Below are 19,185 nucleotides of genomic sequence, written 5' to 3' on the forward strand. Positions count from 1 at the left end.
GGCCCGCTACTGCTCGATCCCGTACACGTCGCTCGTCCAGTCGCGCGCCGGGGTGTCGTACACCGGTTCGTCGCGGTCGCGCTCGTCAAGGCGCCGCCGGTCGGCGTCGTCCAGCTCCCAGTCCATCTCGGCGTTGGCCCGGACGTGTTCCGGGGTCGACGAGCGCGGGAGCGGGACGACGCCGCGGTCGATCGCCCACCGCACGACGACCTGCGCGGGGTGCTTGTCGTACTTCTCGGCCAGCTCCGCGACGACCTCGTCGCCGAACACGTCCGTCCGCGCGAGCGGCGCCGCCGCCTCGACCACGGTGTCGGTCTCGCGGCAGTACTCGATCAGGTCCGGACGCTGGAACCACGGGTGGAACTCGATCTGGTTCACCGCGATGGGAACGTCCGAGACGTGGTGCGCGCAGCTGAGCTGGTACGCGCTGAAGTTCGAGACGCCGACGTCGCGGACGAGCCCGCGGTCGCGAAGCTCGGCCATCGCCCGGAGGGTCTCGCGCAGCGATATGGCGGGGTTCGGCCAGTGGATCAGGTACAGGTCGAGGTACTCGACCCCGAGGCGGTCGAGCGACGCCTCGCACGAGGCGATCACCGACTCGTAGTTGAGGTTCTTCGCGAGCACCTTCGATGTGAGGAACACGTCGTCGCGGTCGACCCCGCTCGCCGCGAGGGCGTCGCCGATCGCCTCCTCGTTCATGTACCCCTCGGCCGTGTCGATGTGGCCGTAGCCCGCGTCGAGCGCCGCGCGGACGCTGTCTACGGTCTCGCCGTCGGTGAGGTCGTACGTGCCGAGTCCGAGCGCCGGCAGCTCCGCGCCGCTCGGGAGCGTCTTCGTTGGAACGGTCACGCGACAGGGGTTCGCCGGATCGCCGATTGAAACTACCGGTCGGGGAACGCTCCCCGATCAAACCATGCCGTGGCGCGCGCCCGTGAGCGCCCCTCGGGCGCGAGCGGCGCGTGCGAGGGAGTCGGCCGACCGGAGGGAGGCCGACGAGGCTGGGGAGGCTTGAGGTGCGGTTGCCGTGCGGGGCGGGGCGGACTCAAAGGGGCAGCCGCGAGGCGGGCTGAGGCGACGTAAGCACCACAGCGAGTGAACAGTGTGAACGAGCGAGGAGCGCAGCAAGCGTCAGCCCGCCTCGCGGCTGGGGCTTTGGAAGTGTTCGCCACCGCTCAGTCGTCCGGTTACTGGCTACTGATAGCGTTCAAATCTCTCTCGGTGATTTTGCTCACTTCGTTCGCAAAATGTACCGGCCGAGACTCCCGCGAGCGCAGCGAGCGGGAGTCAGGCCGGTGGATCTTCGAGCGCAGCGAGAAGATGCACCGGCCGAGATTTGAACTCGGGTTGCAACCATGGCAAGGTTGCGTGATACCACTACACTACCGGTGCGTGCTTCGCATCCGATCGTAGCCCGGGTCGGAGATATAAGGGTTCCGAACGAGCGCCGGCGGAAGGGTCATCGGCGTCGCGCCCACACGTCGATCCGAACCCGAACGATGCCCGACTCCTCCGACCGCATCGACAGACGCACCGCCCTCCGCGCGGCCGGCGGCCTGGCCGGCGCCGCCGCCCTCCCGACCCTCTCGGGCTGCCTCGGCGACGGAACCGGAAGCGACCCCGACGGCGACGGGAGCGACGCCCCCGACGAGGACCCCCCGCCGGACGACGGCGGCGACGTGGACTACGATGTCGAACCCGTCGCGGAGGGGTTCGAGAACCCGTGGGGGCTCGCGTTCCTGCCCGGCGAGGGCAGCCTGCTCGTCACCGAGCGCCCCGGGCGGCTCTCGCTCGTCGACCCCGCTGACGGGACGACCGAGCCGGTCGCGGGCGCGCCCGAGGTGTTCGCGGCGGGACAGGGCGGCCTGCTCGACGTCGCGGTCCACCCCGACTATCCCGACGACCCGCGCGTGTACCTGACGTACTCGGCGCGCGCCGCGGACAGCCCGGCCGGCGACGGCACGGAGGGCGCGACCACCCACCTCGGCGCCGGGCGGCTCTCGCTCGACGGCGACGCGCCCGCGCTCGACGGGTTCGAGGCGCTGTTCGTCGCCGAGCCGTTCCGCGGCACGGATCTCCACTTCGGGTCGCGGGCGACGTTCGGCCCCGACGGCGCGCTGTTCGTCACGGTCGGCGACAGGCGCGACACCGACTTCGGGCCGGACCACGTCTCGCAGGACCGGTCGAACGAGCTGGGCGCGACGCTTCGGCTGACGCCCGATGGCGACCCCCACCCCGAGAATCCCTTCGCCGGCGACGCAGACGCCGCGGACGCGCTGTACAGCTACGGGCACCGGAACCCGCAGGCGATGGCGGTGCGGCCCGAGACGGGCGCGGTCTGGCAGTGCGAGCACGGCGAGCGCGACGGCGACGAGATCAACGTGATCGAGGCCGGCGGCGATTACGGCTGGCCGGTCGCGAGCGAGGCGTGCCGCTACGGGACCGACGACCCCGTCGCCCCGGGCCATGACGAGCGCGACGGCGTGACCGCGCCGGTCCACTACTGGCCGTGCGGCTCCGGGGGCTTCCCGCCGAGCGGGGCCGTCTTCTACGACGGCGACGCGTTCCCCGAGTGGCGCGGGGACCTGTTCGCGGGCACGCTCGCGGCGCAGTACCTCGGTCGGTTCACCGTCGACGGCGACGGACAGGACGCGGTCGTGACCGAGCGCGAGCCCCTGCTCGACGACCGGGAGTGGCGCATGCGGGCGGTCGCGGTCGAGCCCGCGACCGGACACCTCTACGTCGCGGTCGACGCCGGCGACGCGCCGGTCGCCCGGATCGTTCCGGCGTGACCTCTACCGCTCGGACCGTTCGGGAGCGGCCCCGGTCACCGCGGTGACGGTTGTCACGATCCGAGGGACAGATCCCGCGCCAAACCCCGTGTGAACGCGGCACAGCCCGAAATCGGGACCGCTATCCTTTTACGGTGCCGTCTGAAATCGAGGGGTACAGTCTCGCCACGATGCGTACCGAAGACGGGCTCACGATCTGTGTTCCGTCTTCGCTCGTCCGGGAGGCCGAGGACGACCGCGAGGCGACTCGCAAACTCGGCTACGTCGCCCGTGCGGCGGCGGTGTTCCGGGCGGATCGGCTCGCCGTCTTCCCCGACAGGGAAGGCGAGGGTCGACGGGGCGGGGAGTACGTCCGCACCGTGCTGGGGTACGCCGCGACGCCGCCGGAGCTCCGAAAGGACCTCTGGGGGCAGCGCGACGAGCTCCGGTACGTCGGCGTGCTCCCCCCGCTCCGCGTGCCGTGGCGGACCGGCTCGACCCCTAGCGGGGGAGAGTCGAAAACACAGGGACTCGTGACCGAGGTCGGACCTGAAGGCCGCGTCCGGGTCAATTCCCCGCTGCGGGAACACCCGATCTCCCTGCTCGTGCCCTCCGGAATGGAGGTCGAGCGGGGGGAGCGCGTCACCATCAGGGTCTCTTCGAGAGAACCGGTCCGCGCCCGCATCACCGGGAAGCCGGAGGTCGGTTTCCAGGTCGTGGCCGCGGACCTGTCGGAAGCGCTCGCCGGCGACGGACTGGCCGTCGCGACGTCGCGACACGGGGAGGAACTCTCCGTCTCGCGGCTCGGCGACCTCGTCTCGGACGCGCGGGAGGCCGGCGGCTACACCGTCGCCTTCGGCGCGCCCGAGCGGGGGCTTCCGGAGATGCTCGGGCTTTCGCCCGACCGCATTCGGGCGGCCGTCGCCGACGGCCGCTCGGTCGAACCCGATCCGGGGTTCGACCTCTGGCTGAACACGATCCCGGCACAAGCGAGCGAGGTCGTCCGGACGGAGGAGGCTCTGTTCGCGACCCTCGGCTCGCTCACACTCACGGAGTAAACACATGCCACAACCAAGCCGACCACGAAAAGGCTCGCTGGGCTACGGCCCGCGCACCCGCGCAGACAGCGAGGTGCCGCGCATCCGTTCGTGGCCAGACGACGACGGGGCCCCTGCGCTGCAGGGATTCGCCGGCTACAAGGCCGGAATGACCCACGTCATGATGGTCAACGACGAGGCGAACTCGCCGCGTGAGGGGATGGAGGAGGCCGTCCCCGTCACCGTCGTCGAGACGCCGCCGATGTACGCCGTCGCAGTCCGAGCCTACGAGGACACGCCGTACGGACAGAAGCCGGTCGAAGAGGTCTGGGCGACCGAGTTCCACGAGGAGCTCGACCGCGCGCTCGACCTGCCGGCGGAAGACACCTTCGAGGAGGACGCCGACGAGCTGCGCGCGCTGCTCGACGACGACGTCGTCGACGACGTGCGCGTCATCACGCACACGGCGCCCTCGGAGCTCTCGAACGTTCCCAAGAAGAAGCCCGACGTCATGGAGACGCGCGTCGGCGGCGGCTCCCTCGAGGAGCGCGCCGACTTCGCGCTGGACCTGGTCGCCGAGGGCGGCGCCCACGAGTTCGGCGACGTCTTCCGTGCCGGCCAGTACACCGACGTCTCCGGCATCACGAAGGGGAAGGGGACGCAGGGTCCCGTCAAGCGCTGGGGCGTTCAAAAGCGGAAGGGCAAACACGCCCGCCAGGGATGGCGGCGCCGGATCGGCAACCTCGGTCCGTGGAACCCCTCCCGCGTCCGCTCCACCGTGCCCCAGCAGGGCCAGACCGGCTACCACCAGCGCACCGAGCTCAACAAGCGCCTCATCGACTTCGGCGAGGGGTCGGACGCCTCCGTCGACGGCGGCTTCGTCAACTACGGCGAGGTCGACGGCGAGTACGCGCTCATCAAGGGCTCGCTGCCCGGACCGGACCAGCGTCTGCTGCGGTTCCGCCCGGCCATCCGGCCGAACGACCAGCCGCGCCTCGACCCCGAGGTCCGGTACGTTTCCACCGAATCCAACCAGGGATAACCAATGAACGCAACAGTACACGACCTGGACGGCGACGAGGCGGGCAGCATCGAGCTGCCGGCCGTCTTCGAGACCGCGTTCCGACCGGACCTCATCGGTCGCGCGGTCGGTGCCGCCCAGGCAAACCGGAAGCAGGCCTACGGGGCAGACGAGTTCGCCGGGCTGCGGACGCCCGCCGAGTCGTTCGGCTCCGGCCGCGGGCTCGCGCACGTGCCGCGACAGGAGAACGTCGCCCGCCGCGTCCCGCACGCCGTGTCGGGCCGCGCCGCGCACCCGCCGAAGGCCGAGAAGGACCAGTCGAAGCAACTGAACGACAAGGAGCGACAGCTCGCGATCCGGTCGGCCATCGCGGCCACGACCGACGCCGAGCTCGTCGCCGAGCGCGGTCACGCGTTCGACGAGGACCTCGACCTCCCGCTCGTCGTGAGCGACGAGTTCGAGGACCTGAAGAAGACCCAGGAGGCCCTGGGCGTCCTCGAGGCCGTCGGCGTCGACGCCGACATCGAGCGCGCCGAGGAGGGCCGCTCCGTCCGCGCCGGACAGGGGAAGGCCCGCGGCCGCAAGTACCGCCAGCCGAAGTCCGTCCTCGTCGTCACCAGCGAGGAGCCGTCCCGCGCCGCCCGCAACCTCGCGGGCGTCGACGTCGCGACCGCTCGCGAGGTCAACGCCGAGGACCTCGCGCCGGGCGCGCACCCGGGCCGACTCACGCTGTGGACCGAAAGCGCCGTCGCGGAGGTGGCCGACCGATGAACTCGATCATCGAGCATCCGATCGTCACCGAGCAGGCGATGAACGAGATGGACTTCAACAACAAGCTGCTGTTCCTCGTCGATGTCGACGCGACCAAGCCGGAGATCACCTCCGAGGTCGCCGAGCGCTACGACGTGGGCGTCGCGAACGTCAACACGCAGGTGACGCCGCAGGGCGAGAAGAAGGCGATCGTCACCCTGTCGGAGGACGACGACGCGACCGAAATCGCCTCGCGCATCGGGGTGTTCTGAGATGGGACGACGAATCCAAGGACAACGGCGCGGACGCGGCGGCCCGACGTTCCGGGCCCCCTCGCACCGTTACAAGGCGGAACTGTCGCACAAGAAGCTCGAAGACGTGGACACGATCACCGGCGAGATCGTCGGGATCGAACACGACCCGGCCCGCTCGGCCCCCCTCGCGGAGGTCGAGTTCGAGGACGACGACCGTCGCCTCGTGCTCGCGCCGGAAGGCGTGCGCGTCGGCGAGACGATCCAGGTCGGCGTCTCGGCGGAGATCAAGCCGGGCAACACGCTCCCGCTGGCGGAGATCCCCGAGGGCGTGCCCGTGTGTAACGTCGAGAGCAACCGCGGGGACGGCGGGAAGTTCGCGCGCGCCTCCGGCGTGTCGGCGACGCTTCTCACCCACGACCGCGACGTCGCGGTCGTCCAGCTCCCCAGCGGCGAAGTGAAGCGGCTCGACCCCCAGTGCCGCGCCACGATCGGCGTGGTCGCGGGCGGCGGCCGGACGGAGAAGCCCTTCGTCAAGGCCGGCAACAAGCACCACAAGATGAAAGCGCGCGGCACCAAATACCCGCGCGTGCGCGGCGTCGCGATGAACGCCGTCGACCACCCCTTCGGTGGCGGTGGTCGCCAACACCCCGGCCAGCCGAAGTCCGTCTCGCGGGACGCCCCGCCGGGACGCAAGGTCGGTGACATCGCATCCAAGCGCACCGGACGAGGTGGCAACAAATGAGTTCAGACTACCGAACCGGCCGCGAGGGCAAGGAGTTCGCCTACCGCGGTCACTCGCTCGACGAGCTGCAGGAGATGGACGTAGAGGAGGTCGCGGAACTGCTCCCCGCACGCCAGCGGCGAAGCATCGTTCGCGGTCTCAGCACCGAACAGCAGAAGCTGCTGGAGACGGTCCGGAGCCGCGACAAGGAGACGACGGCGGACGACCCGATCCGGACGCACCTGCGCGACATGCCGGTGCTGCCGGAGTTCGTCGGCGTCACCTTCGCCGTGTACAACGGACACAGCTTCGAGCGCGTTCAGGTCGAACCCGAGATGATCGGGCACTACCTCGGTGAGTTCCACCTCACTCGAAGCACCGTCGAACACGGTCAGGCCGGCATCGGCGCGACCCGGTCCTCGAAGTTCGTGCCCCTCAAGTAACCCATGGGAATCAACTACAGCGTCGAGGCCGACCCGGAGACCACCGCCAAGGGGATGCTCCGCGACCGGCCCATCAGCGTGAAGGACAGCAAGGAGATCTCCCGAGAGATCAAAGGCGAGACGGTCGCCGACGCGGAGGAGTTCCTCCAGGAGGTCATCGACGAGGAGTCGTCCGTCCCGATGCGCCAGCACAACGCCGGCGCGGGACACCGCTCCGACATCGACGGCTGGGACGCGGGACGGTACCCCGAGAAGGCCGCCAAGGACTTCCTCAAGCTCTTGGAGAACGTCAAGAACAACGCCGACGAGCAGGGGTTCGACGGCGAGGCGATGGTCATCAAACACGTCGCCCCCCACAAGGTCGGCGAGCGACCCGGCCGGAACCCCCGCGCCGCGGGCGCGACGGAGTGGAACACCACCCTCGCGGACGTCGAACTGATCATCGAGGAGCCGGAGGCTGACAACTAATGGCTGACGAACACCAATTCATCGAGGACGGCCTTCGCCGTTCCCAGATCAACGAGTTCTTCGCGGACGAGCTCGGCCGCGCCGGCTACGGCGGCATGGACGTCGCCCAGACGCCGATGGGCACGCAGATCGTCCTGAAGGCCGAAAAGCCCGGCATGGTGATCGGGAAGGGCGGGAAGAACATCCGCAAGATCACCACCGAGCTCGAGGAGCGCTTCGACATGGACGACCCGCAGATCGACGTTCAGGAGGTCGACGAGCCCGACCTGAACGCCCAGATCGTCGCGGACCGTCTCGCGAACGCCCTCGAACGCGGCTGGTACTTCCGGAAGGCCGGTCACACGACGATCGACCGCATCATGGACGCGGGCGCGCTGGGCGCCGAGATCGTCCTGTCCGGGAAGGTCACCGGCGCGCGGTCGCGCGTCGAGAAGTTCAACCGCGGCTACATCAAGCACAACGGCGAGCCCGCAGAGGAGGTCGTCGACCACGGCCAGGGCGTCGCCGTCATGAAGCTCGGGACGATCGGCGTCAACGTCAAGATCATCCCGCCGGGCGCGACGCTCCCGGACGACTTCCAGGTCCGCGAGGACGCGGAGGTCCCGGAGGTCGAGCAGGCGGCGGTCGACGCCGACGCCGACGAGGGCGTCGAGTCGCTCCTCGAAGAGGACCCCGACGAGGTTCCGGACGTGGGCGGCGACGACGACGTCGACGTCCCCGACGAGGACCCCGCGGAGGTCATCGACGAGGAGGTCGTCGAGGAGGTCGTCGAGGAGACGCAGGAGACGGCCGCCGAGGCGACCGACGTCGCCGCGGAGGAACCGGTCGACGAGCACGTCGACGCCGACGAGCTCGACGACCTCGACGAAGAGATCGAGTCCGAGGCGGCCGACCTCGTCGCGGAGATGGAGGCGGCCGACGAGGAAGACGAGGAGGACGAATAGATGGCGATCCTCTACACCGACGAGATCCGCGACATGACCGCGGCGGAGCGGCAGGTCGAACTCGAGGAGCTCGAGACCGAGCTGCTCAACTCGAAGGCGCAGCGGGCGGCCGGCGGCATGCCGGAGAGCCCGGGCCGCGTCAACGAGCTGAAGAAGACCATCGCGCGGATCAAGACGATCCAGGCGGAAGAAGGCGACTTCGACGACGAGGAACAGTAAGATGATCTCCCCCGACACGCTCGTTCGACACGAACTCGTCGGCCTCCCGGTTCGGGTGGTCGACGCCGACAGCGACGCCCACGCGGGCGTCGCGGGTCGCGTGCTCGACGAGACGTTCGGCACCCTCGTGGTCCGGACGGGGTCGGGGGACAAGCGCGTGCCCAAGTCGGGCGCGACGTTCGAGTTCGGCGTCGTCGAGACGCCGACCGCTCGCACAGATGAAGCCGCCGGCGACGGAGAGTCGCCGGGGTCCGCGTCCCAACTCGGGTCGGATACTACGGGGGTCCGCCCCCGTCAGTCTGGCCCGTCCGGGTCCGAAAGCGCCGTCGACGGTGACGGCGCGGGCCCGGCGAGCCCACGAGGCGAGTGCAAAGACGCGGTCTACGCGACGGTGGATGGCGATCGGTTGCGACATCGGCCCGCCGAACGCACCGAACGAGGTGCCACACAATGGCGATAGGAATCGACGTACCCACGCCTCCGGAGCCAGACAACCCGGAGGATTACGACTACGAGAAGTGCCCGTTCTACGGGCAGCTCTCCGTCCGCGGCCAGACCCGCGAGGGGACGGTCGTGTCGACGGATATGGAAAAGACCGTCATCGTCGAGCGAGAGTACGACGTGTTCGTACCGAAATACGACCGGTACATGAAGCGTCGCTCGCGCATCCCGGCCCACGTGCCGGGCGTGCTCGACTCGCTCGAAGTCGGTGACGAAGTGAAAATCGCGGAGACGCGACCGCTCTCGAAGACGAAGTCCCACGTCGTCGTCGAGATCCTGTCGGGTGATCAGTGATGGAGGCGCTCAAGGCCGACGTCACGCAGGGGCTCTCGAAGGGCTCGCTGATCACGTGCGCCGACAACACCGGCGCCCGTGAGCTCAAGGTCATCTCCGTGTCGGGCTACTCCGGCACGAAGAACCGCCACCCGAAGGCGGGGATCGGCGACAAGGTGACCGTCTCGGTCACGAAAGGGACGCCGGAGATGCGGCGGCAGGTGCTGGAGGCGGTCGTCGTCCGCCAGCGCAAGCCGATCCGCCGTCCGGACGGCACGCGCGTGAAGTTCGAGGACAACGCGGCCGTCATCATCGACGACCTCGAGGAGCCGCGGGGCACGGAGATCAAGGGCCCCGTCGCCCGCGAGGTCGCCGAACGATTCGGGAGCATCGCCTCGACCGCGACGATGATCGTCTAACTATGACGAACCAGCCACGCAAACAACGAAAACGGTCGGAGACCGCGCCGCTCCACGAGCGGCAGAACCAGGTCCGGGCCACCCTCACCGAGGATCTCCGCGACGAGTACGGACAGCGGAACGTCCGCGTCAACGCCGGCGACACCGTCGAGGTGCTTCGCGGCGACGCGGCCGGCACGGAGGCGGAGGTCGTCTCCGTCGACCTGTCCGCCGAGCGGATCACGGTCGAGGACGTCACCGTCGAGAAGGCGGACGGGGAGGAGGTTCCCCGCCCCATCCCGGCGAGCAACGTCCGGGTGACCGAACTGGACCTCGAAGACGAGCGCCGCGAGGCGCGGCTCCAGGAGGACAACGAATGACGCGACACCAGAAGCGACTGTCAGTACCGAACTCCTGGCCGGTCGAGCGCAAGACGGACACGTTCACGGTGAAGGCGGGCGCGGGCCCGCACGGCGAGGCGGGCGTTCCCCTCGTCGTCCTGCTGCGGGACGTGCTCGGCTACGTCGACTCGACGAAGGAGGCGCGCTACGCGCTGAACAACGACTCGATCCTCGTCAACGGGGACGCCATCTCGGACGAGCAGCGTCCGATCGGGATGTTCGACATCCTGGCGTTCCCCGAGCGCGGGGAGTTCTTCCGCGTCTTCCCCGACGAGGGCGGTCGGCTCGCGCTGACCCCCGTCGACGAGGAGGCCGCGGGCAGCCGGCTCGGGAAGATCACGAACAAGACCGTCGTCCCCGGCGGGGTCGTCCAGCTGACGCTCCACGACGGGACGAACGTCCGCGTCGACGACGACGCGGACTACGAGACGAATGACTCGATCGTCGTCGACAACGAGACGAAGGAGATCGTCGCCCACTTCGAGTACGAGGAGGGCGCCCTCGTCACCGCCGTCGCCGGCCAGCACGCCGGTCAGATCGGCGAGATCGACGACATCGACGTGACGCTCGGCTCCGGCGACAACACCGTCACGGTCGCCAGCGACGACGGCGGCTACGAGACGATCGAGGAGTACGTCGTCGTGATCGACGAGAACTTCACGGACGACGACGAGGCGGGTGATTCGGATGAGTGAAGCCGAGAGCGCCGACCACGAGATGCGCGAGCCGTACCTCGAGAAGGTCGTCGTCCACATGGGCGTCGGGCAGGGCGGTGAGCCCCTCGCCGACGCCGAGCAGATCATCGAGGAGATCACGGGCCAGCAGTCGGTCCGGACCACCTCGAAGCGCACCATCGCCGAGTTCGGGATCCGCAAGGGCGACCCGATCGGCGTGAAGGTGACGCTGCGGGGCGAGGACGCGCACGCGTTCCTCGAGACCGCGCTGGACCTGGTCGAGATCGGCCGGAGCCAGTTCGACGACACGGGTAACCTCAGCTTCGGGATCGAGGACCACACCGACTTCCCGAGCCAGGAGTACGATCCCAACACCGGGATCTACGGCCTCGACGTGACGACGACGATCGTCCGTCCCGGCTACCGCGTCTCGAAACGCGACAAGGCGACGGGGACCATCCCCGCTCGCCACCGGATGACAGCCGAGGACGCGGCCGCGTTCCTCGAAACGAACTTCGACGTCGAGGTAAGCGAATGAGCGAAGCGAACAACGACACGGGCGAGCACGCCGCGAAGCGCACCGACTCCCGGCACACGTGCCGGCGGTGCGACCGCGAGCAGGGACTCGTCGGCAAGTACGACATCAACCTCTGCCGCCAGTGCTTCCGCGAGGTCGCCCGAGACATGGGATTCGAGAAGTACAGCTGATCATGACGGGAAACGATCCATTCACCAACGCGCTCGCCGGCATGGACAACGCCGAGAGCGTTGGCCACCTGTCGTACACGGTAGAGCCCGCTTCGAACATCATCGGCTCCGTCCTCGAGGTCCTCTACGACCGCGGGTACGTCGACGGCTTCGAGTACGTCGACGACGGGAAGGCCGGGAAGTTCGAGGTCGAACTGAAAGGCGCGATCAACGAGTGTGGCGCCGTCAAGCCCCGCTACTCGGCGGGCGCTGACGAGTTCGAGAAGTGGGAGAAGCGATACCTCCCCGCCCGTGACTACGGGACGCTCATCGTCACGACGAGCCACGGCGTCATGAGCCACTACGAGGCCCGCGAAGAGGGCATCGGCGGCCAAGTGATCGCATACGTCTACTAACAATGAACAGAGTCGAAATCGAGATTCCGGACGACGTCTCCGCCGAGACCGACCACCTCGAACTCACCGTCGAAGGGCCCAACGGAAGCGTCACGCGACGCCTCTGGTACCCCGACGTCGACGTGTCCGTCGAGGACGGCGCGGTGGTCATCGCGACCGAGAACGAGGACGCGAAGACCAACGCCACGGTCGGCACCTTCGAGAGCCACGTCGCCAACATGATCCACGGCGTCACCGAGGGCTGGGAGTACGCGATGGAAGTGTACTACGCCCACTTCCCGATGCAGGTGAACGTGGAGGGCGACGAGGTCGTCATCGAGAACTTCCTCGGGGAGAGCGCCGCGCGGCGCACCCCGATCCGCGGAGACACGGACGTACAGGTCGACGGCGAGACGGTCACGCTGACGGGCTCCGACAAGGAGGCCGTCGGGCAGACCGCCGCCGACATCGAACAGCTGACGAAGGTGACCGACAAGGACACGCGCGTCTTCCAGGACGGCGTGTACATCGTCGAGAAGCCCACCGGAGGTGCCTAACCAATGGCAGACGAACTGGAAGACATCAGCGGCGTCGGTCCCTCGAAGGCGGACGCGCTTCGCGAGGCCGGCTACGAGACGGTCGAGGACGTGAAGGCCGCCTCCCAGTCGGAGCTCTCCGAGGTCGACGGCGTCGGCAACGCGCTCGCCGCGCGTATCAAGGCCGACGTCGGCGGACTGGAGGTCGACGAGGAGGCGGACGCGGAGATCGAAGACGAGACCGACGAGGAGGAGGCGGCCGACGAGGCCGAGGAGTCCGAGGCGGTCGAGACGGAGCTTCGCCCCCGCGGCCACGCCGACAAGACGCCGGAACTGGACGACGAGACCGCTCGCGCGCTCGCGCAGAAGCACCGCGAGGGGAAACCGCAGTTCAACCGGCAGGACTACCACAAGAAAAAGCGGATCCCGACGTCGTGGCGCAAGCCGCGCGGCGGGCTCTCCAAGCAGCGCCGCCGCATGAAGTCGAAGGGGCCGGTCGTCGAGGCCGGCTTCCGCTCGCCGAAGGCGTCGCGCGACCTGCACCCGAGCGGCTTCGAGGAGGTCCGCGTTCACAACACGGACGACCTCGAGGGCGTCGACGGCGACACGCAGGCGGTGCGGATCGCCTCGAAGGTCGGCGGTCGCAAGCGCGAACTGATCGAAGACGAGGCGGAGGAGCGCGGCATCCGCGTGCTGAACCCGACCTACGTCGAAGTGGAGGTCAACGATGAGTGATCTGAAGGCGCAGAAACGGCTCGCAGCGGACGAGCTCGACGTCGGCAAGGGCCGCGTCTGGCTCGACCCCGACGCACAGGAGGAGATCGCGGACGCGATCACCCGCGAGGACGTCCGCGAACTCATCGACCAGGGAACGATCCGCGCGAAGGACGCGAAGACGAACTCGCGCGGTCGCGCCCGCGAGCGCGCCGACAAGCGCTCGTACGGACACCAGTCCGGCGCCGGCTCCCGCAAGGGGCGCTCCGGCGCGCGGCAGAACACGAAAGACGACTGGAAGGCGCGCATCCGCGCACAGCGGGCCCGCCTGAAGGAGCTTCGCGACGAGGAAGACGTGCTCGACGCCTCCGAGTACCGCACGCTCTACAACAAGGCGAGCGGGGGAGACTTCGAGGACGTCGCCCGTCTCGAGGCGTTCATCGAGACGCAGTACGGTTACGAGGTGACGGACTAATGGCGACAGGACCACGATACAAGGTGCCGATGCGGCGCCGCCGCGAGGTCCGGACGGATTACCATCAGAGGTTGCGCCTGCTGAAATCGGGCAAGCCTCGCCTGGTCGCCCGGGTGAGCAACGCTCACGTCAGGGCGCAGCTGGTGACCCCCGGACCCGACGGCGACGAGACCCACGCGGCCGCCTCCAGCGAGGAGCTCGGCGAGTACGGCTGGGACGCCCCCACGGGCAACCTCCCCAGCGCGTACCTCACCGGCTTCCTCGCGGGCGCCCGCGCCGTCGACGCCGGCCTCGACGAGGCCGTCCTCGACATCGGGCTCAACACGGCGACGCCCGGCAACAAGACGTTCGCGGTACAGGAAGGAGCGATCGACGCGGGCCTCGATATCCCGCACAACGACGACGTGCTGGCCGACTGGTCGCGTACGCGCGGCGAACACATCGCCGACTACGCCGAGCAGCTCGACGAGCCGCTGTACAGCGGCGAGTTCGACGCCAGCGAGCTACCCGAGCACTTCGACGACGTGCTCGCGACAATCCAGGAGGACCATGAGTAGACACAACGACGGCTGGGAACCGCGGACGCGACTCGGCCGCAAGGTACAGGACGGCGACATCACGTCGATGGAACAGGCGCTCGAGTCCGGCCTCCCGCTGAAGGAGGCCGAGATCGTCGACCAGCTCCTCCCGGGGCTCGAAGACGAGGTGCTGGACATCAACATGGTCCAGCGCATGACCGACTCCGGCCGCCGCGTGAAGTTCCGTTGCGTCGTCGCCGTGGGCAACCGCGACGGCTACCTCGGCTACGCGCAGGCCCGCGACGACCAGGTCGGCGGCGCGATCCAGAAGGCGATCGACGTCGCGAAGCTGAACATCATCTCGGTCGACCGCGGCTCCGGGTCCTGGGAGGACCAGCCCGGCGGCACCAACTCCCTGACCCGCACGGCGAAGGGGAAGGCCGGCTCCGTCACCGTCGAGATCAAGCCCGCCCCGCAGGGGCTGGGCCTCGCGGCCGCGGAGACGGTCCGCAACATCTTGGAGCTCGCCGGCGTCGAGGACGCCTGGACGAACTCCGACGGCAACACGCGCACGACGGTGAACCTCGCGAAGGCGACGTTCAACGCTCTGGAGAACGCGGCGCAGTCCCGCACCCCGCAGCACGCGCGCGAAGTCCACTACGACGAGGTGAGCGAGTGATGCAGGCGATCGTTCAGCTCCGCGGCGACGTCAACCTGGACTACGGCGTTGAGGACACGCTCGACATGCTGAACGTCGGGCGCGTCAACCACGCGACGTTCGTCCCCGAGACGGACTCGTACCGCGGCATGATCACGAAAGTCAACGACGTCGTCGCGTTCGGGGAACCGAGCGTCGAGGCCGTCGCGCGAACGATCGCGCGGCGCGGCGAGCCCCTCGAGGGCTCGGCCGACGTCGACGACGAGTGGATCGATTCGAATACCGACTACGCCGACCTCGAGGCGCTGGCCGAGGCGCTCGTCGACGAGGAGACGACCCTGCGCGAGCAGGGCCTCTCGCCGACGCTCCGGCTCCACGCGCCCCGCGGCGGTCACGAGGGTATCAAACACCCCGTGATCGAGGGCGGCGAGCTCGGGAAACACACCACCGAGGAGATCGACAGTCTCCTGGAGGCGATGCGATGACGAGCAAGAAACGACGACAGCGCGGCTCTCGCACGCACGGCGGCGGCACGCACAAGAACCGGCGCGGCGCCGGCCACCGCGGCGGCCGCGGCGCGGCCGGTCGCGCGAAACACGAGTACCACAACTACGGCCCGCTCGGCAAGCACGGGTTCAAGCGGCCCGAGGACGCCCAGACGGAGGTCCTCGAAGTGAAGGTCCAGAAGCTCGACGAGGACGCGGCGCTGTACGCCGCGGACGGCCTCGCCGAGGAGGACGGCGACGCGTACGTCTTCGACGCGCGCGACGTCGTCGAGGACGGCCACGAGGCGGACGTCGTGAAAGTGCTCGGCGGCGGGCAGGTCCGGCGCGAGCTCCGCGTCACGGCCGACGCGTTCACGGCCGGTGCGGTCGAGCTCATCGAGGAGGCCGGCGGCGAGGCGACGCTCTCCGAGCGCGCCGAAGAGCCCGCTGACGAACCGGAAAACACTTCCGACGACGAGAACGACGAGGCGTAACATGAGCTGGAAGGAGGCCGCCGAACCGGTGCTCTCGCGGATGCCCGTCGTGGAGCGGCCCGCGGGGCACGTCCCGTTCAAGCGGAAGCTCACGTGGACGGCCGGAATCCTGATCGTCTACTTCTTCCTGACCAACATCAACCCGTTCGGGTTGGCGGTCGGGCAGGGGTCGGACTTCTTCGGGCAGTTCCGGTCGGTGCTGGCCGGATCGTCCGGGTCGCTGTTGCAGGTCGGTATCGGACCGATCGTCACGGCGTCCATCGTCCTCCAGCTGCTGGGCGGTGCGAACCTCCTCGGGCTCGACACGGAGAACGACCCGCGTGACCAGGTCCTCTATCAGGGCCTCCAGAAGCTGCTCGTGATCATCGTCTCGGCGCTGACGGCGGCGCCGATGGTGTTCACCGGAAGCTTCCTCCCGGCCGACGACGCGGTCGCGAGCGCGCTCGGCATCGGCACGTTCGGCGTGCAGCTGCTGATCTTCGCGCAGATCTTCGTCGGCGGCATCCTCATCCTGTTCATGGACGAGATCGTGAGCAAGTGGGGCGTCGGCTCCGGCGTCGGCCTGTTCATCATCGCGTCGGTGAGCCAGCAGATCGTCGGCGGCTTCTTCAGCTTCTCGGCGCTCGGCGCGTCCGGCTTCTTCGCGAGCTGGTACGGCGTCATCTTCGGCGACGTGCCGGTGTCGATGTCGCCGTTCACCGCCGAGGGGCTCCAGAACCTCCTCTTCGACCCCGGGAACATCTTGGCGCTTTTCACCACGGTGTTCATCTTCGGGATCGTCGTGTACGCGGAGTCGGTCCGCGTCGAGATCCCGCTGTCGCACGCCCGCGTGAAGGGCGCCCGCGGACGCTTCCCGGTGAAGCTCATCTACGCGTCCGTCCTGCCGATGATCCTCGTTCGCGCGCTGCAGGCGAACATCCAGTTCCTCGGCCAGATCCTCTCCTCGCAGTGGGCGGGGATGCCGGCGTTCCTCGGTGAGTACAGCGACGCCGGACAGCCCATCTCCGGGCTGTTCTACTACCTGAACCCCATCCAGAGCCGCGGACAGTGGATGTGGTTCCTCGGCGAGATCCCGGCCTCCGTGGAGCCGTGGATGATCGCGGTCCGGCTCGCCGTCGACCTGACGTTCATGATCGTCGGCGGCGCCATCTTCGCGATCTTCTGGGTCGAGACCACCGGCATGGGTCCGGAGGCGACCGCGAAGCAGATCCAGAACTCCGGGATGCAGATCCCCGGGTTCCGCCGGAACCCGCAGGTCGTCGAGAAGGTCATGGAGCGGTACATCCCGCAGGTAACGGTCATCGGCGGCGCCCTCGTCGGGCTGCTCGCCGTGATGGCGAACCTGCTCGGCACCATCGGTCAGGTCTCCGGAACCGGGCTGCTGCTCGCGGTCTCTATCACGTACAAGCTGTACGAGGAGATCGCGGAAGAGCAGCTGATGGAGATGCACCCGATGATGCGCCAGATGTTCGGCAACGAGTAGCGCCCCGCGACATCCACCTTTTCGCGTCGAGTACCGCCCCTCCCAGCCGCCGGTTCGTTCGTTCGACCGGGGATCTCCGCGTTTATTGTCCCGGCCGACCAACCGTGCGGCATGGCAGACACGATCCTCGTGCCGCTCGAACTCCCGGACCCCGAGCCGCTGTCGCCGGTGCTCATCGAGGACCTCTCGTCGCTGGACGTCGTGGTGCTCGGGCACTACGCCCTCCCGGAGCAGACGCCGGCCAGCTCCGCCCGCGAGCAGTTCGGCGAGGCGGCGCGGGCGACGCTCGACGAGGTCGCCGACGCGTTCGCCGACGCGGGGGCGTCCGTCCGGACGCGGCTGGTGTTCGGGAAGGACCGGGCCGCCGCGATCCAGCAGGTCGCGACCGACGAGGGGTGCGCCGCCGAACTCGACCCCGCGCCGACCGACGGCGTGCGGCGCATCCTCGTGCCGCTCCCCGACGTGGCGGAGTTCGAACGCCTTCCACGGTTCATCCGCGTGTTGAGCGAGGACTCGACCCAGCGGATCACGCTGTTCCACGTCGTCGAGGGCGAGGAGGCCCGCGAGCGCGGCGAGGAGATCGTCTCCGAGACGCGCGACCGCCTGATCGAAGACGGGTTCGACGCCGCCGCGCTCGACACGCTGGTCGTCGAGGGCGACGAACACGACGAGGAGATCCTCCGCGCGGCGGCCGACTACGACGCCGTCGTGATGTACGAACCAGAGTCGACCCTCGGCGATCACGTCTTCGGCACGCTCGCCGACCGCATCGCCAACGAGACCGACGACCCGGTCATCGTCGTCGACCGGGACTACTGACCCGGTCCGGCGCGGGGGCGGTCGGCCGCTATCCTTTGAGGCCAGCGGAGCGCCGAGTGAGTACGGCGCCCGGTACCGTGACCGGGCGTCGCCGTCCGGGCGGCGTTACGCGTCGTCGCGCCGGTCGGACGCGTCGTCGTCCTCGCCGTCGCTCCCCTCGTCCGCCGCTTCGATCTTCTCGCTGACGGTCTCCTCGACAGTCTCCTCGACGGTCTTTTCGACGGTTTCCTCGACCTTCTCGCCGACCGTCTCTTCGACTTTCTCGCCGACCGTTTCCTCGACGGTCTTTTCGACGGTTTCCTCGACCTTCTCGCCGACCGTCTCCTCGACCTTCTCCTCGACGGTCTTCTCTACCGTCTCCCCCACGGTCTCCTCGACCTTCCCCGTGACCTCCTCGCTGACGGTGTCGCCCACGTCGTCGGCGACCTCGCTGACCTCCTTGTTGACGGTCTCGCCGACGCTCTTTTCGACCTCCTTGCTCACCGTCTCCTCGACCTTCTCGCCGACGGTCTCCTCGACGGTCTTCTCGACTTCCTTGCTCACCGTTTCGCCCACGGTCTTCTCGACCTCCTTGTTGACCGTTTCGCCCACGGTCTTCTCGACGGTCTCGCCGACGGTCTTCTCGACTTCCTTGTCGACGGTCTCGCCGACGCTCTCCTCGACCTTCTTGCCGACCTGGTCCGCGACCTCGCGGGTCATCCAGTCCGGGTCGAACCGCGCCATCTTCCAGACGACGTGGACCACGTAGGAGGCGAACACCCCGATCCCGAACGCGATCGCCACGTTGTTCATCTGCGTCGTCGCGATCAACACGATCGATAAGACGATCAGGGCGCCGTACGCGATGTCGGTTATCGCGTCCACCCGCGCCGGACTTACCATCCTCGCCCCTCCGTTCCGTCGTCGACTGCGGCGGGCCGTCCCCGCGTGGCGTCTCCGTTCATACGGTCACCTTCCGCGCCGACGGCGTAAAAGCCACTCATTGTCTCCGTCCTCGGGCGCCGTTCGGCGCTTCGGCGACCCGCCGGTCCCGGAGCGGGGCGCTTTTA

The 19,185-nt window shown here is 68.7% G+C and carries 29 protein-coding genes and 1 tRNA gene; 27 read left to right on the forward strand and 3 right to left on the reverse strand.

What is annotated here, in order from left to right; genetic code table 11:
* Positions 1-6: 6 nt before the first annotated feature.
* Complete coding sequence (locus tag EXE44_RS09300; RefSeq protein WP_137716928.1) at positions 7-849, reverse strand: aldo/keto reductase; 843 nt, start codon at positions 847-849, stop codon at positions 7-9.
* 469 nt (positions 850-1,318) lie between these two features.
* Positions 1,319-1,389: transfer RNA gene (locus tag EXE44_RS09305), tRNA-Gly, on the reverse strand.
* Positions 1,390-1,496: 107 nt separating this feature from the next.
* Between EXE44_RS09305 and EXE44_RS09310 the strand changes: the two genes are divergently transcribed.
* The 27 genes from EXE44_RS09310 to EXE44_RS09440 all read left to right on the forward strand — a co-directional run bounded on the left by EXE44_RS09310 (position 1,497) and on the right by EXE44_RS09440 (position 18,136).
* On the forward strand, positions 1,497-2,789 hold the full coding sequence (locus EXE44_RS09310; protein WP_137716929.1) for a PQQ-dependent sugar dehydrogenase: 1,293 nt from the start codon (positions 1,497-1,499) through the stop codon (positions 2,787-2,789).
* A gap of 170 nt (positions 2,790-2,959) precedes the next feature.
* A complete protein-coding gene (locus tag EXE44_RS09315; protein WP_137716930.1) occupies positions 2,960-3,826 on the forward strand; it encodes a putative RNA uridine N3 methyltransferase in 867 nt (288 codons plus the stop codon).
* A 4-nt stretch (positions 3,827-3,830) separates the two neighbouring features.
* Entirely contained in the window at positions 3,831-4,847 is a 1,017-nt protein-coding gene (locus EXE44_RS09320) for a 50S ribosomal protein L3 (protein WP_137716931.1), read from the forward strand.
* A gap of 3 nt (positions 4,848-4,850) precedes the next feature.
* Positions 4,851-5,597, forward strand: a complete 747-nt coding sequence (gene rpl4p / locus EXE44_RS09325) for a 50S ribosomal protein L4 (protein ID WP_053770514.1) — start codon at positions 4,851-4,853, stop codon at positions 5,595-5,597.
* Positions 5,594-5,848 carry a 50S ribosomal protein L23 gene (locus EXE44_RS09330; protein WP_053770515.1) on the forward strand — a complete coding sequence of 85 codons (255 nt, stop codon included), beginning with the start codon at positions 5,594-5,596 and terminating at the stop codon, positions 5,846-5,848. Before rpl4p ends, EXE44_RS09330 begins: the two co-directional genes overlap by 4 nt.
* A gap of 1 nt (position 5,849) precedes the next feature.
* A complete protein-coding gene (locus EXE44_RS09335; RefSeq protein ID WP_049897897.1) occupies positions 5,850-6,572 on the forward strand; it encodes a 50S ribosomal protein L2 in 723 nt (240 codons plus the stop codon).
* A complete protein-coding gene (locus EXE44_RS09340; RefSeq protein ID WP_053770516.1) occupies positions 6,569-6,994 on the forward strand; it encodes a 30S ribosomal protein S19 in 426 nt (141 codons plus the stop codon). Before EXE44_RS09335 ends, EXE44_RS09340 begins: the two co-directional genes overlap by 4 nt.
* Before the next feature lie 3 nt (positions 6,995-6,997).
* The gene (locus EXE44_RS09345; RefSeq protein ID WP_121563062.1) at positions 6,998-7,462 is read left to right on the forward strand and encodes a 50S ribosomal protein L22; all 465 of its coding nucleotides are present in this window, start codon (positions 6,998-7,000) and stop codon (positions 7,460-7,462) included.
* Positions 7,462-8,406, forward strand: coding sequence for a 30S ribosomal protein S3 (locus EXE44_RS09350; RefSeq protein WP_137716932.1), 945 nt, complete (start codon positions 7,462-7,464; stop codon positions 8,404-8,406). The genes EXE44_RS09345 and EXE44_RS09350 overlap by 1 nt, the downstream gene beginning before the upstream one ends.
* On the forward strand, positions 8,407-8,625 hold the full coding sequence (gene rpmC, locus EXE44_RS09355; RefSeq protein ID WP_121563060.1) for a 50S ribosomal protein L29: 219 nt from the start codon (positions 8,407-8,409) through the stop codon (positions 8,623-8,625).
* 1 nt (position 8,626) lies between these two features.
* Positions 8,627-9,085, forward strand: coding sequence for a ribonuclease P protein component 1 (locus EXE44_RS09360; protein ID WP_137716933.1), 459 nt, complete (start codon positions 8,627-8,629; stop codon positions 9,083-9,085).
* Positions 9,076-9,420 carry a 30S ribosomal protein S17 gene (locus EXE44_RS09365; protein WP_053770521.1) on the forward strand — a complete coding sequence of 115 codons (345 nt, stop codon included), beginning with the start codon at positions 9,076-9,078 and terminating at the stop codon, positions 9,418-9,420. The genes EXE44_RS09360 and EXE44_RS09365 overlap by 10 nt, the downstream gene beginning before the upstream one ends.
* Positions 9,420-9,818, forward strand: a complete 399-nt coding sequence (locus tag EXE44_RS09370; protein WP_004597429.1) for a 50S ribosomal protein L14 — start codon at positions 9,420-9,422, stop codon at positions 9,816-9,818. Before EXE44_RS09365 ends, EXE44_RS09370 begins: the two co-directional genes overlap by 1 nt.
* Before the next feature lie 2 nt (positions 9,819-9,820).
* Complete coding sequence (rplX, locus tag EXE44_RS09375; protein ID WP_053770522.1) at positions 9,821-10,177, forward strand: 50S ribosomal protein L24; 357 nt, start codon at positions 9,821-9,823, stop codon at positions 10,175-10,177.
* Positions 10,174-10,893 carry a 30S ribosomal protein S4e gene (locus tag EXE44_RS09380; RefSeq protein ID WP_121563058.1) on the forward strand — a complete coding sequence of 240 codons (720 nt, stop codon included), beginning with the start codon at positions 10,174-10,176 and terminating at the stop codon, positions 10,891-10,893. Before rplX ends, EXE44_RS09380 begins: the two co-directional genes overlap by 4 nt.
* A complete protein-coding gene (locus tag EXE44_RS09385; protein WP_137716934.1) occupies positions 10,886-11,410 on the forward strand; it encodes a 50S ribosomal protein L5 in 525 nt (174 codons plus the stop codon). Before EXE44_RS09380 ends, EXE44_RS09385 begins: the two co-directional genes overlap by 8 nt.
* Positions 11,407-11,580 carry a 30S ribosomal protein S14 gene (locus EXE44_RS09390; RefSeq protein WP_004597423.1) on the forward strand — a complete coding sequence of 58 codons (174 nt, stop codon included), beginning with the start codon at positions 11,407-11,409 and terminating at the stop codon, positions 11,578-11,580. The genes EXE44_RS09385 and EXE44_RS09390 overlap by 4 nt, the downstream gene beginning before the upstream one ends.
* A 2-nt stretch (positions 11,581-11,582) precedes the next feature.
* Entirely contained in the window at positions 11,583-11,975 is a 393-nt protein-coding gene (locus tag EXE44_RS09395; RefSeq protein ID WP_004047215.1) for a 30S ribosomal protein S8, read from the forward strand.
* A 2-nt stretch (positions 11,976-11,977) separates the two neighbouring features.
* Complete coding sequence (locus EXE44_RS09400; protein WP_053770525.1) at positions 11,978-12,511, forward strand: 50S ribosomal protein L6; 534 nt, start codon at positions 11,978-11,980, stop codon at positions 12,509-12,511.
* Positions 12,512-12,514: 3 nt separating this feature from the next.
* Entirely contained in the window at positions 12,515-13,225 is a 711-nt protein-coding gene (locus EXE44_RS09405; RefSeq protein WP_053770526.1) for a 50S ribosomal protein L32e, read from the forward strand.
* Positions 13,218-13,679 carry a 50S ribosomal protein L19e gene (locus EXE44_RS09410; protein ID WP_053770527.1) on the forward strand — a complete coding sequence of 154 codons (462 nt, stop codon included), beginning with the start codon at positions 13,218-13,220 and terminating at the stop codon, positions 13,677-13,679. Before EXE44_RS09405 ends, EXE44_RS09410 begins: the two co-directional genes overlap by 8 nt.
* A complete protein-coding gene (locus EXE44_RS09415) occupies positions 13,679-14,236 on the forward strand; it encodes a 50S ribosomal protein L18 (protein ID WP_053770528.1) in 558 nt (185 codons plus the stop codon). The genes EXE44_RS09410 and EXE44_RS09415 overlap by 1 nt, the downstream gene beginning before the upstream one ends.
* Positions 14,229-14,876: a 30S ribosomal protein S5 gene (locus tag EXE44_RS09420; RefSeq protein WP_006114456.1), complete on the forward strand. Its 648-nt coding sequence runs from the start codon at positions 14,229-14,231 to the stop codon at positions 14,874-14,876. Before EXE44_RS09415 ends, EXE44_RS09420 begins: the two co-directional genes overlap by 8 nt.
* On the forward strand, positions 14,876-15,340 hold the full coding sequence (locus EXE44_RS09425; RefSeq protein ID WP_137716935.1) for a 50S ribosomal protein L30: 465 nt from the start codon (positions 14,876-14,878) through the stop codon (positions 15,338-15,340). The genes EXE44_RS09420 and EXE44_RS09425 overlap by 1 nt, the downstream gene beginning before the upstream one ends.
* The gene (locus tag EXE44_RS09430; protein WP_121600043.1) at positions 15,337-15,834 is read left to right on the forward strand and encodes an uL15m family ribosomal protein; all 498 of its coding nucleotides are present in this window, start codon (positions 15,337-15,339) and stop codon (positions 15,832-15,834) included. Before EXE44_RS09425 ends, EXE44_RS09430 begins: the two co-directional genes overlap by 4 nt.
* Before the next feature lies 1 nt (position 15,835).
* Positions 15,836-17,317 (forward strand): preprotein translocase subunit SecY, encoded by a 1,482-nt coding sequence (secY, locus tag EXE44_RS09435; protein WP_121563053.1) that lies wholly within the window; start codon positions 15,836-15,838, stop codon positions 17,315-17,317.
* 111 nt (positions 17,318-17,428) lie between these two features.
* The gene (locus EXE44_RS09440) at positions 17,429-18,136 is read left to right on the forward strand and encodes a universal stress protein (protein WP_137716936.1); all 708 of its coding nucleotides are present in this window, start codon (positions 17,429-17,431) and stop codon (positions 18,134-18,136) included.
* A 105-nt stretch (positions 18,137-18,241) separates the two neighbouring features.
* On the opposite strand, the gene EXE44_RS09445 is transcribed toward EXE44_RS09440, so the two are convergent.
* The gene (locus EXE44_RS09445; protein ID WP_137716937.1) at positions 18,242-19,018 is read right to left on the reverse strand and encodes a hypothetical protein; all 777 of its coding nucleotides are present in this window, start codon (positions 19,016-19,018) and stop codon (positions 18,242-18,244) included.
* Between the last annotated feature and the right edge of the window lie 167 nt (positions 19,019-19,185).

The sequence above is a fragment of the Halorubrum sp. SS7 genome, assembly GCF_005435055.1.
GTDB classification, from domain to species: Archaea; Halobacteriota; Halobacteria; order Halobacteriales; family Haloferacaceae; genus Halorubrum; species Halorubrum salinarum.

Coding starts and splice junctions, on each gene's coding strand:
- EXE44_RS09310 (WP_137716929.1), top strand. CDS start 1,497: ATGCCCGACTCCTCCGACCGCATCGACAGACGCACCGCCCTCCGCGCG.
- EXE44_RS09315 (WP_137716930.1), top strand. CDS start 2,960: ATGCGTACCGAAGACGGGCTCACGATCTGTGTTCCGTCTTCGCTCGTC.
- EXE44_RS09320 (WP_137716931.1), top strand. CDS start 3,831: ATGCCACAACCAAGCCGACCACGAAAAGGCTCGCTGGGCTACGGCCCG.
- rpl4p (WP_053770514.1), top strand. CDS start 4,851: ATGAACGCAACAGTACACGACCTGGACGGCGACGAGGCGGGCAGCATC.
- EXE44_RS09330 (WP_053770515.1), top strand. CDS start 5,594: ATGAACTCGATCATCGAGCATCCGATCGTCACCGAGCAGGCGATGAAC.
- EXE44_RS09335 (WP_049897897.1), top strand. CDS start 5,850: ATGGGACGACGAATCCAAGGACAACGGCGCGGACGCGGCGGCCCGACG.
- EXE44_RS09340 (WP_053770516.1), top strand. CDS start 6,569: ATGAGTTCAGACTACCGAACCGGCCGCGAGGGCAAGGAGTTCGCCTAC.
- EXE44_RS09345 (WP_121563062.1), top strand. CDS start 6,998: ATGGGAATCAACTACAGCGTCGAGGCCGACCCGGAGACCACCGCCAAG.
- EXE44_RS09350 (WP_137716932.1), top strand. CDS start 7,462: ATGGCTGACGAACACCAATTCATCGAGGACGGCCTTCGCCGTTCCCAG.
- rpmC (WP_121563060.1), top strand. CDS start 8,407: ATGGCGATCCTCTACACCGACGAGATCCGCGACATGACCGCGGCGGAG.
- EXE44_RS09360 (WP_137716933.1), top strand. CDS start 8,627: ATGATCTCCCCCGACACGCTCGTTCGACACGAACTCGTCGGCCTCCCG.
- EXE44_RS09365 (WP_053770521.1), top strand. CDS start 9,076: ATGGCGATAGGAATCGACGTACCCACGCCTCCGGAGCCAGACAACCCG.
- EXE44_RS09370 (WP_004597429.1), top strand. CDS start 9,420: ATGGAGGCGCTCAAGGCCGACGTCACGCAGGGGCTCTCGAAGGGCTCG.
- rplX (WP_053770522.1), top strand. CDS start 9,821: ATGACGAACCAGCCACGCAAACAACGAAAACGGTCGGAGACCGCGCCG.
- EXE44_RS09380 (WP_121563058.1), top strand. CDS start 10,174: ATGACGCGACACCAGAAGCGACTGTCAGTACCGAACTCCTGGCCGGTC.
- EXE44_RS09385 (WP_137716934.1), top strand. CDS start 10,886: ATGAGTGAAGCCGAGAGCGCCGACCACGAGATGCGCGAGCCGTACCTC.
- EXE44_RS09390 (WP_004597423.1), top strand. CDS start 11,407: ATGAGCGAAGCGAACAACGACACGGGCGAGCACGCCGCGAAGCGCACC.
- EXE44_RS09395 (WP_004047215.1), top strand. CDS start 11,583: ATGACGGGAAACGATCCATTCACCAACGCGCTCGCCGGCATGGACAAC.
- EXE44_RS09400 (WP_053770525.1), top strand. CDS start 11,978: ATGAACAGAGTCGAAATCGAGATTCCGGACGACGTCTCCGCCGAGACC.
- EXE44_RS09405 (WP_053770526.1), top strand. CDS start 12,515: ATGGCAGACGAACTGGAAGACATCAGCGGCGTCGGTCCCTCGAAGGCG.
- EXE44_RS09410 (WP_053770527.1), top strand. CDS start 13,218: ATGAGTGATCTGAAGGCGCAGAAACGGCTCGCAGCGGACGAGCTCGAC.
- EXE44_RS09415 (WP_053770528.1), top strand. CDS start 13,679: ATGGCGACAGGACCACGATACAAGGTGCCGATGCGGCGCCGCCGCGAG.
- EXE44_RS09420 (WP_006114456.1), top strand. CDS start 14,229: ATGAGTAGACACAACGACGGCTGGGAACCGCGGACGCGACTCGGCCGC.
- EXE44_RS09425 (WP_137716935.1), top strand. CDS start 14,876: ATGCAGGCGATCGTTCAGCTCCGCGGCGACGTCAACCTGGACTACGGC.
- EXE44_RS09430 (WP_121600043.1), top strand. CDS start 15,337: ATGACGAGCAAGAAACGACGACAGCGCGGCTCTCGCACGCACGGCGGC.
- secY (WP_121563053.1), top strand. CDS start 15,836: ATGAGCTGGAAGGAGGCCGCCGAACCGGTGCTCTCGCGGATGCCCGTC.
- EXE44_RS09440 (WP_137716936.1), top strand. CDS start 17,429: ATGGCAGACACGATCCTCGTGCCGCTCGAACTCCCGGACCCCGAGCCG.
- EXE44_RS09445 (WP_137716937.1), bottom strand. CDS start 19,018: ATGGTAAGTCCGGCGCGGGTGGACGCGATAACCGACATCGCGTACGGC.